Source organism: Vibrio sp. 10N.222.52.C3 (genome assembly GCF_041474195.1).
GTDB lineage: Bacteria > Pseudomonadota > Gammaproteobacteria > Enterobacterales > Vibrionaceae > Vibrio > Vibrio crassostreae_C.
Map to the genome: position 1 here is coordinate 1 of NZ_JBFRTQ010000064.1, position 15,811 is coordinate 15,811.

The following is a 15,811-nucleotide window of genomic DNA, read 5'->3' on the forward strand; positions in this document are numbered from 1 at the left end:
ATTCCATACAAACAACCATTAATAGAATTTAAAACTTTAGCGAACTAAATAATAATTTTTGAGACTTTTCTCCGATACCCAATAAAATCAGCCACTTGATTTGATATGGGACTCAACAAAGGTTACTAAATAAGCGTTATTAAATATAAGATTTGTATCATTTCAGAATTTAATTCGAATTCACTTATAAAAGCCTATGTTCTTTTGAGGTTTTCGGTTACAACTTAACAGAGGATGGCTTGACGGAATCAGAACTCGATGAGTGTATCGAAATCAGAATAGAAATGATCGGTCTAGAAATAGACGATGATCTTGAGAGCCAGTTACTTGCGTGTATGGTTAGTTGATTGCTTAGTAAGTTGGTTATTTAAATAACTTCACTTCTTCGACATAGAATAAGACCTCACAAGTGCGAAGTCTTATTTGTCATTCAAAGCTGCTCATGCAATATCAGCTTTCTTCAATCATTTTTGTTCAGCAAGTGTTTGTGTCGCTTTGGTATTCGTTGTATTCGCAGGTTTCACAATCAAACCAATCCCGACAAGAAACAGTATTGATGCAACAACCTGAGCCACAGACAGCACCTCATCATACATAAAGTAACCGCTAATCAATGCGAAGATAGGCACTAACAAGGTTAACGACGCGGTCGTGCTTAAAGGGTATTGGATTAGCAGCTTATTCCATACCCAATAACCAAATAGCATGGTTGGGTAAGCTTGAAACAGCACCGCAATCGTCGTGTTCCAATCCCATTGTTCGATGCCCTGCCAGATTATTTGGTCACCGTGTAACATCACGGCAAATGGCACTGGAGCAAACAGCATCCCCCAGACATTGAACGCAAAAGCTTGAGTGGTTTTCGATGCCTTAACAATCACGCCCATCAAGGTCCAACTGCACGCCGCAATCATAATCAAGATCACGCCATTAACGGTGACATTACCCGTAGCTGCAGATACCAATACCGCCAATGCACACATAGCTAGCATCGCACCCAATAATTTACGAATAGAAGCACTCTCCTTGAACAACCACACGCCAACCGCCATGCCGATTAATACGTTGGTTGAAAGCAAGACCGATGAAAGCCCAGACGATAAACCAGCAGTGATCGACCATGAAGCCATACCCCAGATACCCACACCGAACACAAAGCCATAACTGACTAAGTAGCGCCAAGCAACAGGCGATCAGCATGTCGACCGTGGTGAGCTGCTACCAAAAACTGGAATCACAAGGTTGGATTCATTCTCGACCGCAAGCGGGATATTTTGTTTCTCCTCATAAACCTGCTCACTCAACCCCAGAGTGGGCACAGTTTGAGAGTAAGGTGTCCAGCGTTAGGCAAACCTCATCGACTCACAACTCAATCAATGGGCCTTTAGGGGTTTCGAGCACCACTAATGATGAGCAGTCGATCGTTGAACTGGAACGAAGTTTTCGTCGCGCTATTAGGCGTATGAGCAACAGGCTTAACCATTACCCAGATACACAAGGTGAGCCGATTTTACGACAGGCATTATCCACTCATTTTGCCAAGCTCGATGTGCACTTTTCACCTGAAGAGATGGTGATTACGGCTGGCTGTATGTCTGCGATTAAGGCCGCACTTGAATCTTGCACTAAAGAAGGCGACACCATCGCTATTAGCTCGCCATGTTTCAACGGTATTCTGGAATTGCTCGGACAAATGTCGCGAAAAATCATCGAGATCCCGTCTCTAGATGATGGTGTCGACTTGCAACAACTGGAAGCGCATTTGAAAAATAAACAAGTCGATGCCGCGATCTTTTGTACCTCTCATATGAACCCTCAAGGGATCAACATGTCAGCCACTCAAAAGCAGAAACTGGCTGAATTAGCGAATCACTATCGAGTGCCGATCATTGAAGATGATGTGTATCTTGAACTGTCCTACTCCTCACACACACCACTCCCCGCGAAATACTAAGACAAAGGCGGATATGTCTTATGGTGTGGATCAGTATCGAAAAATTTGTCACCGAGTTACCGTTTGGGATGCTGCTTGCCGGGCAGGTTTATCAACGAATACAAGGCTCAGTTCTCAGCTGCGAGCTACGGCGTTGCCCTGCCCACTCAGCTTGCGGTTGCTGACTTTATTGGATCTGGCCAATACGCTAAGCACGTCAGGAGAAGATGCACTCAGATCTTGTCTTTGCGCCAACAATACCTAAGTTATTTGGCTCAGCACCTTCCTCAAGATGTGAAGATAAGTAATCCACAAGGTGGCATGGTGCTTTGGCTGCAAATCCCAAGCTTGAACCAGTCAGCCTTTGCTCAGGGCATTACCGAGAAGAACATTGATATTAGGCTTGGACACCTGTTCAGCACTCTCGACCTTTACAGCAATTGCTTACGCATCAATATTGGGTATTCGTTAGAGGGTGGAGCCAAGCAGCAATTGGATGCCTTAATCGAGCTTATCCATATTCACAGCTAACAGCACGTAGCACGTAGCACGTAGCACGTAGCCTTTCAAAATCCGCTTTTTTAAATGCCTTCGAATGCCGAATTCTAATAGCCTTTTGTCATAAAAAAGAAGGCTATTATTCCTATCTTAATTCGGGTAAAGCCCCGAACCGTAAGGAAACCCACTCGCCTCAAAACCCTTAAATGCTGAGTTTGCAAGCACCCACAAAATTATGCAACTTGGCTAATGACACATCACTTTTTATCGTCAATATACAGCCGTCAGCGCTGGCGTTTTCCTGTATTTGAAGAGAACTATTATGAGTGATAAAACAAAAAACAAACCACTACCTTCCTTTATCGAAGAACGCTTGAACTTCTATATTCAAGACCTGATTACCCAGAACCAAAGCCAGAAGCATTTAGTATTGGGTAAACGCCCCCAGCGTAATTCCGTTGTGATGCAGAGCAATGATTACCTAGCGCTGTCACACAACAAACAGATCCAACAAGCCCATCAAGCGGCGATCTGTGAGCACGATGACAACGTGGTGATGTCTGCCATTTTCTTACAAGATGATCAGTCTAAACCTGCGTTCGAAACTAAGCTTGCGAACTATGTTGGAATGGAGAGCTGTTTGCTTTCTCAATCGGGCTGGGCGGCCAATATTGGGCTATTGCAAACCATCTGCCCACCGGGCACACCTGTGTATATTGATTTCCTTGCACACATGTCGCTATGGGAAGGGATTCGGGCTGCCGGCGCAGTTGCCCATCCGTTTATGCATAACAATATGAATCACCTACGCAAACAGTTAGAGCGCCACGGCTCAGGTGTCATTGTTGTCGACTCGGTTTACAGCACAATAGGCACCATTGCCCCACTGCGCGACATCTACGAAATGGCGCAAGAGTTTGATTGTGCGGTCGTCGTTGATGAATCCCATTCACTGGGTACACATGGAGAGAATGGTGCAGGCTTAGTGCAAGCATTGGGGCTCACCAAGCAAGTCGACTTCATCACCGTTAGCTTGGCAAAAACCTTTGCTTATCGCGCTGGGGCAATCCTTGGCCCTAAACAACTGTCTAAAACCTTGCCGTTTGTGGCGTACCCTGCGATTTTTAGCTCAACAGTGTTACCACAAGAAGTGGTTCGTTTAGAGAAAACGTTGGAGGTGATCAAAGGTGCGGAAGACAAACGAGAAGCCTTATTCAATCGGGCTAAGTCGCTGACTACGGGGCTAAAGCGAATTGGCTTTAATATCCGCAGTGAGTCTCAAATTGTAGCGCTAGAGTGCGGCAATGAAAGAAACACGGAGCGTGTGCGAGACTTCTTAGAAGAACGTGATGTGTTCGGTGCGGTATTCTGCCGCCCTGCGACTGGCAAGAACAAAAACATCATCCGTTTTTCAGTGAATGCCGATATGACACCAAGAGACATTGACCATGTGCTCACGGTTTGTCACGAAGCGTACCATCACCCCGAGTTAGAGTTCGTGTAACCTTTTTCGAACCATATTTATAACCAACACCAACGGCAGGACTGAATGGACGCTATCATGTCGCGATACAAAAAGAGCCCAGCAATTCGCTGAGCTCTTTCTTGAATCTATGTCTACCCAATGGCCGTGAACTTCAGACTATTACACCCGCTAAATCCAGTGAGCAATTTTATCAAACAGTCGGTTTTTATCGGCAGGTTTAACAATAAAGTCCGACATGCCTGATGATTCCATCTTTTCCAAGGTAACGGGAGAACTGTCACCCGTGTGAGCAATAATCGGCACCGAAGAGTATTCTTTGTCGGCACTGCGAATTCGGCGAGAAGCTTCAACACCGTCCATGATTGGCATTTCAATATCCATTAGGATCAAGTCGATTTCGTCGGTATCAAGCGCATCTAAGGCTTGTTGTCCGTCTTCTTTTTGCACAACATCAAAGCCCTGTTTTTCCAATAACATTGCCGTAAATCGGCGTAGAGATTCATTGTCATCGACCACCATAATCGTACGTCTAGTGGTGGCCTCTAGCGGTTTTACAGCAACCGATGGCATCACGTAGTTGGAGTCAAACAGTAAACGGTCAATGGTCGCTTCAGTATTTAGTAGCCAGACTTGTGTTTCCACCCAAATAGGCTCGAAAGAAATGTTACGTACACGCTTGATAGGATGACGCTCATACAAGTAAATGATTCGCGCCTCAGTGAACGAAAGTAACGATTCAATCTTATCGAGGCAACTAGCTCTTAAATCCAAGCTCTCCATATCAACGAAAATCAAGTCGAACTCAAATTGATATTCCTTATTCTGAAGCGCTGATGCCACATCCAAAATCTCTAGGTCAAAACCCATAAAGCGAGAGATTTCAGTCATTTTACTGGAAAGCACTGTCTGATCACTGATCATCAGCACCGTCTTGAGTTTAGTCAGTTCGCTCTTGATTTCCTCTACCGAATTGGAAGTCAAAGATGGGAAAATCATCGTGAACTGTGTCCATTGATCCACTTCAGACTGGCATTTAATCTCACCACCAAACGAGCGCATGACCTTCTGACAAAATGGCAAACCTAAACCGTAATTACCCGACTGGCCTGTGGTGTAAAAGTCTTGGAAAATACGACGAATGATATCGCTCGAAATACCAGAGCCGTTATCCGTCACCATTATCTGGTTCGTCACTTCATCACTGAACATGGTGACATGAATATGAAAATCTTCAGGGCTACGATGATGGAACGCATTCTTGAACAGATTATACATGACGTATTTCAACAAGGTGTCGCTACCCAAGAACTCAAAGTTACTCTGCACATCCAAGGAGATTGCTGACTTATCAGCAGAGCGCTTGTAATTGAAACTGTCTATCGCATCCTCAACCACCGCTTGCGCTGAATGCTTCTTAAACGTAGATCGAGAGACTCGGTTTTCATCAATTGAAGTCAGTAACAGATCTATCGTTTCGTTACCGGAATGAATGATCTCCATCGCTTCATCGCCCACTTCACGCAACTGAATCACTTCTTCATTGCTTAACGCATATTGCCCTTTTTGATCGCCACTTTTAGGGTTCGGCAATATGGACTGCATGACATCAATAGAGGTAAGTAATCCGCTTAGAGGGTTTCGCATCTCATGGGCAATACCCGCACCAAAAGACTTCGCCAATGACACCTTGTTTTCATGTTCCACCTGATTGCGGAAGTAGAACAAGTTGCCGAATAAGTAGATAAACAAAAAGATTGGCACATGCGTCCAATCCATTGTGAGTTCGAGGTAGAAGCCTTGTGCAATCCAAGCGCACAAGGTAGCAATCCCAATACCGGCAAAGGTTTGTGCAAACATCACTCTCGTCACGTGCACCAATAAAATATGGAGGAAAATAGCCGACATGAATGACATAACCCAAACGTTGGACCAATTATTCATTAGCAGCATGTAGAAGAAGAAACCTGGCAAACAGATAGTTACGGCAACTTGATAATAAGCCGGAAGGTATTTTCGCCATTCAAATGGGACGCGATTGCGAAATATAATGCCAAAGAACAATACCGAGCAAAACAGGCGAAGCGCTAAGTTTTCGTAGGGTTGCGGGAACAAAAACTCCCACACAATGTAGTAAATTGGAAAGCCGACAAAGCCCATCCAACCCACGAGGGTTAAATTCGGTTCTGCGTACTGGTAAACTTTACGAATCGCGTTCATACGAAATACTTTGCTCTCTAAGCCCTGACGTTTATTAATTCTATGATTTGGTTTTTATACTTATATTTTGGCGCCGATTATATTACACATCACGTCCGAGCAGTGAGGTTTCAATCAAATATGTACCAACGCATTTGTTTTTATTATTAAGCGTAGATGAATGATGCACCCTGCTGACGCTTAAATTTAAGTACGAGTGCTTGGTTCAGGGATGGGCATGCGCGGTGTTCTTTTGATAACTGTGTTCAGCTTACTGCTATGTCACTGTTACTCGATGCATTTTTCTTGGAGTATCCCCGTAATCTATCACTGCGTAATGTTGCGTTACCCTGTTATCCCAGATCGCCATTGAGCCGTTGTCCCATTTGAAACGAACTTGAAACTCAGGGCGTCTCGCAATTTCAAACAGTTGGCTGAGTAAAACATCACTCTCTTTGCGGTCGAGTTCGTTGATATAACGAGTAAACTGTTCATTGATACAGAGCGTTTCTTTATCCGTTTCAGGATGAACTTGAACAACAGAGTGAACCACTGGCGGATTCTCCTGTGCTGTTTTAATCAAGGATTTGTGCCAATCGAGATCAATGTCTTCTGATTCTATACCTTCAAAGGCCACAAGCGAATGAGTCGCCGACAACCCTCTCAACTTAGCTTTCATATCTTCATGTAGAGATTCAAAAACCGCAGTCATAGAACACCAGATAGTGTCACCACCAATGCTTGGAATGTGTTGAGCATGCAACAGGGAAGCTTTCGACGGCAAGCTGCGCCACGTTAAGTCGGTATGCCAATAACTTTCCTTTGGCGCATTGCCACGGGTTGTTTCAATCACACTCACCTGTGGCGCACTTTCCACGCGAGGGAAGAAAGGATGTGCAGGTTCTAACGTTCCAAAGCGCTGTGCAATCATCAAGTGTTGTTCTGGAGACAAAGTCTGCCCGTCGAGAAAGATCACTTGATGGGCAATAAGTGCCTGATACACCTTATCGAGTTCATCAGCACTGCATGTAGAAAGCTCTAGTTCGTGAATACGAGCGCCGATGTGAGGAGTAATGGGTTCTATTTTCAACATACTTTCGCTTATTGGTGATATTGAGTTGCAGGGCGGATCTGGCTACTAGGCTAATCTGACTACTAACTGTAAACCGGGTAAATGCTGATTTTCTTTCTCACTTGAAATAGAAAGTCGTCTCTCCGAAACAAAAAAAGAGCTCCTAAGCTGGAGCTCTTTTCGTTTTTTGATACTTCCTGTATCCATAGACAAGTCCAATCTGTAGTACTTTCACTGAAAGCCAGATCATCGATATCTCCAGTTGTGTATCACCAATAAATCTAGCATACAATCTTCAGACTGTTCTGGGACACAACCGAGATAATCAACTCTAGTGCCAAGCCATTTCGCCGCTTAGCACTTTCGCGCCAAGTTCTAAATCGCCTTCCGTAGCCTCAAATTTCGGGTAGGCTTTCTTCATGTAATCACTGATCTCGACCGATGTTGGATTACTTTTGCTCGCCAACGCTTTTTCAATATCAGCCACATAATCCTTCGTGAAGTGAACTGCATTTATTCCTGTTGGCATTTCACCTAAATAGTGACCCGGAATTACAACCTCTGGCTCTAGTGCTTTCATACGCTCCAACGATTGTGACCACTGGCTACGAATCTCTTTCGATGCAGTATCTGCCATCCATACATGCACACCGCTATACACCGACACGCCACCAAACACCGTTTTTTCAGACGGAACCCATAGGTAAGCTTGGTGTGTATTTATCTCTTTCACTTCGATGGTTTCACCTTCGATGCTTAATGTTGTGTCGTTCATCACCATTGGAACAATCACCTTAGAGGGCGCGTTGCCTTCTAATATAGGCCCCCAGTATTCAAGCTTTGCATCTTTGGTGCGTTTGATATGCGCGACAACGGCTTCACTGGCAACGACTTTAACGTTAGGAAATGCCGAAACTATCGGTTCCAAACCAAAGTAGTAATCTGGGTCGCCGCTGCTGATGTAAACCATCGATAATTTTTTGCCTGTGGCTTTGATTTGCTCCACCAAATTTTGTCCGTCTGCGACACTGAATTGTGCGTCAAATAGAATCACTTCTTTCTCACCCGAAACCAATACCGAGCTTGCAGGGAATATCGCGTTCTCACCGGGGTTATAGTGAGTGATGTTCAGATCCACAGCTAAAGCAACACTTGATGCCAGCACGGTTCCTAGGCTTATGGTTCCTAAAAGCATGCTTTTTAATAACAGGTTTTTCGATAACGTATTCATGGCTTTATTCCGATACTTGGAGTTGAACACCTGCCAACTCGTTGAATGTCCAAATATCTTATTTGATTGTTTTTAGATGAAATAGATATCAAATTGACTTTAACTATTGCAGTTTTCGGACATATACTGAGGTCGGTTTAATTCTCTAGGCAATAAAACAATGGATAAACTCGAGGCAATGAATGTCTTTGTCACCATAGTGGAACGTGGCAGTTTGAGCGCAGCGGCAGAGCACCTTGATCTCTCACGAACCAAGGTCACTCGTTATTTGGGTGAGTTAGAAACATGGATGGACACACGCTTGCTTCACAGAACAACACGAAGCTTGAGTTTAACCAGCGCAGGTAAAGAAACACTTGAGGTCGCCAGAGAACTTTTGGCACTGGAAACATCCCTAGCTGGGATCAGAAACCAAAACCGAGAGCATTTAAAAGGTCAGCTGCGTATTACTGCGAGCTACTCGATTGTCGATAGCTTCTTGATGGAATCAATTAGTCGCTTCATCGCCAAATGGCCAGAGGTTTCTATCGACATTATCTCGACTGATCAGACCGTCAACCTGGTTGAGTCACGCATCGATTTGGCCATTCGCATAACCAACGAACTGACGCCCAATATTGTCGCGAAGCAGATCGGTGAATGCCGCTCCGTGATTTGCGCATCGCCTCAATATCTAAAAGAGAAAGGCACACCCACAGAAGCCCAAGATCTAGCGCACCACAACTGTTTATCGTTCAGTTACTTTGGCAAAACCGCTTGGACGTTCAATGGCCCCAATGGGCTCGAATCGGTTCCGATTAAAGGGAATATCAGTGCAAACACCTCAGAGGTTCTGCTTTCTGCCACACTCAAAGGCAACGGTATCTGTTTACTGCCCTTCCCTTCAGTGGAAACCTTGATGCGTGATGGTCTATTAGTGCCACTGCTTTCTGAATGGCAACCTAAAACGCTCGGTGTTCATGCTATTTATGGAACGCGTAAACAAGTCACACCGCTGTTAAGAGCCTTTATCGACCATTTATCTGACGAGATGGAACAATCGACAAGTTGGTAGAAGTACGATGCCATCACTAAGGAGGAAAACTTGCCATTAGTAAAACTGATGCAGAATTAAAATCATTAATTTTACTTAACTGTCAGTTGCTTCTATCGTGACTGCATACATCATCAATTAGCTTATTAACGCAGGGAAACTGACTATGACTGCCATTACCGATTTAGACATTTTGTTAAAGTCCATGTCACCAGAACTCATTGAAGGCAACTATGTTTTCTGTACTGTCGACGGAGCGTTAACAGACTATGTTCAGCTCAATCCAATCTCAACTTTTCGTGAGAAAGAAGGTTTAACGCTGGTTCTGGAAGAAGACGTTGCGACCAAAGCTCAGCTAAACTTCGACGGTGTATTTAGCCTTATCACTTTATCGGTACATTCGAGCCTTGAAGCGGTTGGATTAACGGCGGCGTTTGCGACAAAGCTTGGCTCTTACGGCATTAGCGCTAACGTGGTTGCGGGCTACTATCACGACCACATCTTCGTTCAAAAAGACAAAGCAGAAGCTGCAATGAGTGCGCTGAAAGAGTTTTCAGAAGTAGATTAGTAAAGAATTCGATTACTCACAAATACAAAAAAAGCGACGTAATCTACGTCGCTTTGGCTTATTGCTTAACGTGCACTCACTGATCAGGCATCAGTGAGCGAACCAGTTAAGCAAGCTTAAAAGTCGCCACTTTGTCACTTAAGCCAGCGGCTTGGCTCTTAAGTTCGTTCGACTCAGTTAAGCTGTCCTGTGCGCCCACAACTAAGTGGTCGGTAACATCTTTAATGGTCGTCACGTTCTGGGTAATTTCACCCGTCACATGTGTTTGCTCTTCAGCAGCCGTCGCGATTTGAGTCGCCATATCGCTGATCAAAGCAACTGCAGTATTGATCTCTTCAAGCGCATGCGAAGCTCGATCGGCATCTTCTACTGAATGTATTGCCAACTTAGAACTGCTCTCCATCAGCTCAACCGCCTGAGCTGTCGTGCGTTGCAGGATATCAATCGTTGATTTGATCTCTTCTGTTGAAGAGTGAGTGCGCTGCGAAAGCACACGTACTTCATCAGCAACCACAGCAAAGCCACGACCTTGTTCACCAGCACGAGCCGCTTCAATCGCAGCATTCAAAGCAAGTAAGTTGGTTTGCTCTGCAATGCCTTGAATCGTTGCGAGTACAGTCGAGATCTCTTGAGCATGCTTGTTAAGTTCGCTAATCACATTACCTGCTTCGTTCACTTCATTGGCTAGGTTATTGATAGAACCTTTAGTGTCGACGACCAGAGCGTGACCACTGTTAGTGCTTGTCGCTGAGTCTTGTGCCGCTTTTGCTGTTTGCTCGGCATGCGATGCAATCTCTTGAGTTGCACAGGCCATTTCCGTTACAGCCGTTGCCACCATTGTGATTTCTTGCTGTTGATGGTTAAGCTCATCCACAGAACGGTTCGCACGTTGAGTACTTTGCTCTGACTGGCTGTTTAGCTGTTCTGACTGCCCACGGATATGGCCAATCAACTGCTGTAAGCTTCCAACAAAGGTATTGAAGTTATGAGCCAACTCGCCCACTTCATCTTGGTTTTCAACATGAATGCGTTGAGTTAAATCACCACTACCATTCGCGATTTGCGCCAGTGCTTGAGAAACGTGGTTCAACGGGCGGAATAGAATAGTACACAAAAGGTTAAACAGTATGGTACATACGATCACCACAAGTAGCGTCACCAACACTTGACCAATCACTGCATCAAATAGTGGCGCAACCAGAGAGTCATGGTTAACAACGCTCACAGTAATCAGGCTCGTTCCATCAATCGCACGTGCGTACAGAACATAGTCGCTGCCATTCAACTCGATAGAAGTGTCTTTACCGCTAGTCAGCGCCTTTTGTACGTCCGCAAAATCTAACCCAAGTGAGCTGATGTTTTTGTTCAGTAACTTAGTGTCAGGGTGCGTATAAACCGTGCCCTTATTGGTCGCGATGAACATGTAACCTTCACCTGGAAGAATCACCTGCTCTAGACTGTTTAAGATGTCTGTAATTTCTACATCAGCACCCAACACAACCTGTTGCCCATGCAGTTGCATTGCTGTTCCTAATGAAACAACGTTCGCCCCAGTTGCTGCAGCAACCGTTGGGTTATCCATGAACACCTTGCTTGGGTTCGCAACCGCATTGGTGTACCAACCCCATACGCGTGGATCATCATTGCCCGGTGGCAACACAACACCGTTCGCGTTCTTTTGCGAACCATCAGGAAATGCCAAGAAGACATTATCAAAAGAGGCTGAGTCACGAACCTGTTTTAGATGAGTCACCAAGCTTTCTTGTTTGGACTCTTTCGAAAGAGAAGTAAGCGCACGCTCTTTGGATAAGATCCAATCCGATACATATTGATTGTACGAAGCCGATGCGCCCTCTAAGCGCTGTTCAACTTCAATATCCAACCTTTGCAGTGAAGCACGAAAAGACAATGCCTCGACCAAAATCCCCCCCAGGATAATAGCCATACTGGCTGAAATCGCCAGCTTATTTTTAAGCGAGAGTTTCTTGAACATAGGAAACCTATAATTTGGAAGTAATAAACCGTGGCGAACAAATTGATTGCCAAAGCGGTTTGCAAGCGGGATATATTTTACGCTTTAAAATAAATTAAGAAACCGATGAGGAACTGAAATATTGATATATGTGAGTAAGTGCACGCATCGTAACCCATTGATTTAGAGAATGGTAAACTCTAAATTTTGAATTAATGTGTTAAACATGGTCAGCTGATGAGTGTCTCTGTTTGAGAGTAATAACGGCACAGATCGCGCTATACCGTTAGATCATTAGGAAGGTATTTAAACGTGTTGAACGTCTGAATAGAAACAGGTTGCGGACAAAGTAGTCAAAAGTTGATCAACCAAAGTCCAACGTTAACAGCAATCGTGTTTCGTCAGATGAAGTGACTGGTGAACGGTGAACAAGGCCTCTATTCTCATTGCCACTCCAACGCTCCCCTTTTAATAACGCAACATCACCACTGGCCATTTTCTGGATGTCAGATTCGTCGTTGTACAGGCCTGAAACAGAATCAGGCTTTCCGTTAGCCCCTAGCCCTAGCTTAGAACGGTCGACTAAGTCGTTTGGCAACCATTGAGTCGCAACACCATGATAGGTTGCCACTAAGCGGCAAGGAACTTGGTCAAAATGAAAACGAGGACACATCGCTTTATTCAGAACGGCTAAACGCAACCCGACTTCTTCAAGCTCAAACAAACAACAGAACATATCCACCAGCTCTGCCATGTTTTCTAACAGCGCTTTAGAGGCGGTGCCATCGGTGGCAAATACCAACTTATCGAAAGCATTTTCAGGTGACACGCTAACAGACTTACTAAAGTTTGGATTCAAGGCGATAAATTCACTAATTGCCGTCGTTAAGCCTTCATCAAACTGTCGCTGCCATACCGCTATATTAATATCACTTTGGTAGATATCCGCTAATACCGTTGGCTGCTCAGAAGCACTCAAGCTTGGCTTGTGATTTGCCTTATCCTGAATACTCACAGCTGAACTAATGTTGAGTGGCTGGCTGCTATTGGTAGCCAAAGGCTTGGTTAACACGGCATTCATTACGTCGTCTCCTTGATACATGCTCATCGCTTCCCTTTTACCAACAGAATAATTATTCTTGGCAAGAGTGATTTTAGTTATGTTATAACATAACTAAAAATAAACAAGTCACTTCGTCGATCATGATTCCAGTAATACAGCGACGCTCTTCTTTTCCTGCGGTAATTTTTCGAATGCTGAACTAAGCTTCTCTCAATCACTCTTTCCAAAAAGTCATTTTAAAAACGTACGACTCAAGAACGTAAACCTGTGAATTCATCAATCTGGTGACAACTTATGAAAAAACTAATCTCTACATTCGGCCTCCTATGCACCGTTATCTCCGCTCAATCTTTCGCGGAGTCGGGCTACACATTAGATCCGAAGTTATCGAACATCACATTCGCGACCATTAAAAAGCAGTTTGTTGTCGAGCCCGCATCCATCAAACCTATGTCTGGAGGGCTTACCGAAGAGGGCCAGTTTTCAATAGTATTGGACTTGAAAAGCGTGAGCACCGGAGTCGCTATTCGTGACCAGAGACTGAATGAACTCTACTTTGAATCGATGACTTTTCCTGAAGTGAAGATCTCTGGGAAGGTTGAACCGTCGATGCTATCTGGTGATCCAAAAAGAACAACAGTAGCAGCGGAAGTTACTTTACACGGCGTAACCAAAACGATCGACTTCCCAGTTGTGGTGGTTCCATCCTCAGGGTTTGTCATGGTTAGCTCAGCTTCGACAATCATCGTCAACGGCGCTGATTTTGGGATATCTACAGAGAATCTAAACAAACTTTCAGCGACCGTGGGTGGATTAGCGATTTCCGACCAAATCCCTTTGAGCTTTAACCTACTTTTCGACGAATAATGGGCTTATAACTCTTCCTTTCTGTTCTGCCTCATTTCACATTCATCAATCGTTTAAGAGCGGTGAATGTGAGTGAGAGTACGCGACAACGCAATAAACTGAATTAGGTTTGAATAAACTAAACCAAAATTTCCACTCGATTTCCCCAAGTCGGCCAGATAAACATCCCTCACAAAGTATTAAATTGAGCGTTATATAGGCTCAGAGATGTCGTTGATGTCACATGTCGTTACACAGCATGACGTGTTAAGGCTTTACATCTTGGGCGAGGTAAACAACAATCCCTGAGAATAAATCCATAACATAATGTATTTAGAAATTATGAGTAACACAGAAAACAAAAAATCGAGTCCTCTTTTCGAAGTCGTGTTTAACGTCTTTCTTCCTTCATTCATTTTAATGAAGTTCAGTGGAGATGAGCATCTCGGAACAGGCTTAGCTTTGCTTGTTGCCCTTGCCTTCCCTATTGCTTATGGTGGCATGGAGTTAATCCGCAATAAGAAGTTCAACTTCATCGCTGCGCTCGGCTTTGTAAGCGTGCTATTGACGGGCGGTATTGGTTTCTTTGAGCTAGACACTCGTTGGTTAGCACTAAAAGAAGCATTAATCCCTGGTCTAATTGGTTTGGCGGTTCTGGGCTCAACCTTCACCCGCTACCCGTTTATCCAGAAAGTTATCTTCACACCGGCCCTGTTAAATATCTCTCTTATTGAAGAGCGCCTAAAGCAGTTCGGTAACCAAGCAAAGTTTGATCGTTGTCTAATGACATCCAACTACCTATTCGCGAGTACTTTCGCATTTTCTTCAGCTATGAACTACTTCCTAGCGACTTGGATTGTGACTAGCCCTGCTGGCACCGCTGCCTTTAATGAAGAACTTGGCAAGCTGACACTTTACAGCTACCCAGCAATCGCCATCCCAAGCATGCTGATGATGTTAGGTATTTTCTACTACATTTGGCGTCAAGTTCGCACGATGACATCACTAGAATCAGAACAAATTTTTATTACTAAATAGTTCTGAATTAACAAATCGCTCTGACAGCACAACATGAAGCCCAGCAATTAAGCTGGGCTTCTTTGTTTTTACTCTTTCGTTATCAACGTGATAGATGACAGCTTCGATTTGGATTATGAATCGAACGGGCAACCCTAATGCTCTTTTCTCAAGTAAATTTGGGCAACATGTCTATAAACCAATAATAATCAATGAATTGCATTGATTGAACCGACAGATGCTTTTATAGTCAATTCTGTTGGTTACTTTACAAAGCTCTACCCGCTCACTGACATTATTTCAATCGCTGTTGATAAGATCGCATAAGCTAGGTGCTAAAGGTAGACGCCAGCCGTACTCAATAAGGAATATAGATTATGAACAAATCTCAATTAGTTGAACACATCGCGACTTCTGCAGACATCTCAAAAGACCAAGCAGGCACAGCACTAAATGCGCTAGTTGAAGGTATCTCTACTTCGCTTGCGAACGGTGATGACGTATCGATCCTTGGATTTGGTAGCTTTAAAGTTAACTCTCGAGCTGCTCGCACTGGTCGTAACCCGCGAACCGGAGAAGAGATTCAGATTGCCGCATCAAAGACGCCAGCATTTAAAGCGGGCAAGGCACTAAAAGAGACGTGCAACCTGTAACACAAAAAACACAAGGAAGATTACGATGACGACTAAGGAAAAAGCGAAAACGAGCCGAAGCAAAAAAGCAGGCAAGTCGACTAAAGCGCAAGCCGAAACGCCTAAGACTCGTCAACGCATTGAAGAGCTTCTCGAAGAGCGTGAACTGGCTAAACTGTTAGAACTTTAGTTTATATAAGAACTAAAGTTTAGGCTTAAGCAAGGTGATAGTTTGTTATCGTTCTAAGACCCTGTAAATAATTT

Annotated in this window: 12 protein-coding genes and 3 pseudogenes; 9 read left to right on the top strand and 6 right to left on the bottom strand. The window is 44.2% G+C overall.

The window, feature by feature from the left end:
- Positions 1–209 precede the first annotated feature (209 nt).
- A pseudogene (locus AB4517_RS11000) lies at positions 210–347 on the top strand (GTP-binding protein); the annotation flags it as partial.
- A 117-nt stretch (positions 348–464) separates the two neighbouring features.
- Here AB4517_RS11000 and AB4517_RS11005 read toward each other — a convergent pair.
- Positions 465–1,187: pseudogene (locus tag AB4517_RS11005) on the bottom strand (DMT family transporter); the annotation flags it as partial.
- Here AB4517_RS11005 and AB4517_RS11010 point away from each other — a divergent pair.
- Both AB4517_RS11010 and cqsA read left to right on the top strand, forming a co-directional pair.
- Positions 1,178–2,464 (top strand): annotated as a pseudogene (locus AB4517_RS11010) (PLP-dependent aminotransferase family protein); the annotation flags it as partial. The pseudogenes AB4517_RS11005 and AB4517_RS11010 sit on opposite strands and share 10 nt — an antisense overlap.
- A gap of 289 nt (positions 2,465–2,753) precedes the next feature.
- A complete protein-coding gene (gene cqsA / locus AB4517_RS11015; RefSeq protein ID WP_372148344.1) occupies positions 2,754–3,935 on the top strand; it encodes an alpha-hydroxyketone-type quorum-sensing autoinducer synthase in 1,182 nt (393 codons plus the stop codon).
- 150 nt (positions 3,936–4,085) lie between these two features.
- Here the strand turns inward: cqsA and AB4517_RS11020 are convergent, their stop codons facing one another.
- From AB4517_RS11020 to AB4517_RS11030, 3 genes are all read right to left on the bottom strand, one after another.
- The gene (locus AB4517_RS11020) at positions 4,086–6,134 is read right to left on the bottom strand and encodes a response regulator (protein ID WP_372148345.1); all 2,049 of its coding nucleotides are present in this window, start codon (positions 6,132–6,134) and stop codon (positions 4,086–4,088) included.
- Positions 6,135–6,390: 256 nt separating this feature from the next.
- On the bottom strand, positions 6,391–7,206 hold the full coding sequence (locus AB4517_RS11025) for a TauD/TfdA family dioxygenase (protein WP_017059123.1): 816 nt from the start codon (positions 7,204–7,206) through the stop codon (positions 6,391–6,393).
- 310 nt (positions 7,207–7,516) lie between these two features.
- On the bottom strand, positions 7,517–8,416 hold the full coding sequence (locus AB4517_RS11030; protein WP_102393121.1) for a Vmh family MBL fold metallo-hydrolase: 900 nt from the start codon (positions 8,414–8,416) through the stop codon (positions 7,517–7,519).
- Between the two features lie 160 nt (positions 8,417–8,576).
- On the opposite strand from AB4517_RS11030, the gene AB4517_RS11035 reads away from it, so the two are divergent.
- Positions 8,577–9,470, top strand: a complete 894-nt coding sequence (locus AB4517_RS11035) for a LysR family transcriptional regulator (RefSeq protein WP_017059121.1) — start codon at positions 8,577–8,579, stop codon at positions 9,468–9,470.
- A 145-nt stretch (positions 9,471–9,615) separates the two neighbouring features.
- Positions 9,616–10,017, top strand: coding sequence for an ACT domain-containing protein (locus AB4517_RS11040; protein WP_017069835.1), 402 nt, complete (start codon positions 9,616–9,618; stop codon positions 10,015–10,017).
- 106 nt (positions 10,018–10,123) lie between these two features.
- Here the strand turns inward: AB4517_RS11040 and AB4517_RS11045 are convergent, their stop codons facing one another.
- Both AB4517_RS11045 and AB4517_RS11050 read right to left on the bottom strand, forming a co-directional pair.
- The gene (locus AB4517_RS11045) at positions 10,124–12,010 is read right to left on the bottom strand and encodes a methyl-accepting chemotaxis protein (protein ID WP_229647248.1); all 1,887 of its coding nucleotides are present in this window, start codon (positions 12,008–12,010) and stop codon (positions 10,124–10,126) included.
- A gap of 343 nt (positions 12,011–12,353) precedes the next feature.
- On the bottom strand, positions 12,354–13,070 hold the full coding sequence (locus tag AB4517_RS11050; RefSeq protein ID WP_372148347.1) for a DUF1826 domain-containing protein: 717 nt from the start codon (positions 13,068–13,070) through the stop codon (positions 12,354–12,356).
- 276 nt (positions 13,071–13,346) lie between these two features.
- Between AB4517_RS11050 and AB4517_RS11055 the strand changes: the two genes are divergently transcribed.
- The 4 genes from AB4517_RS11055 (at position 13,347) to AB4517_RS11070 (ending at position 15,737) form a co-directional block, all read left to right on the top strand.
- Entirely contained in the window at positions 13,347–13,919 is a 573-nt protein-coding gene (locus tag AB4517_RS11055; protein ID WP_229647247.1) for a YceI family protein, read from the top strand.
- Positions 13,920–14,240: 321 nt separating this feature from the next.
- Positions 14,241–14,936: a VC0807 family protein gene (locus AB4517_RS11060; protein WP_372148346.1), complete on the top strand. Its 696-nt coding sequence runs from the start codon at positions 14,241–14,243 to the stop codon at positions 14,934–14,936.
- A 356-nt stretch (positions 14,937–15,292) separates the two neighbouring features.
- Positions 15,293–15,568, top strand: coding sequence for an HU family DNA-binding protein (locus tag AB4517_RS11065; protein WP_017059113.1), 276 nt, complete (start codon positions 15,293–15,295; stop codon positions 15,566–15,568).
- 25 nt (positions 15,569–15,593) lie between these two features.
- A complete protein-coding gene (locus AB4517_RS11070) occupies positions 15,594–15,737 on the top strand; it encodes a hypothetical protein (protein ID WP_017059112.1) in 144 nt (47 codons plus the stop codon).
- Positions 15,738–15,811: the final 74 nt, after the last annotated feature.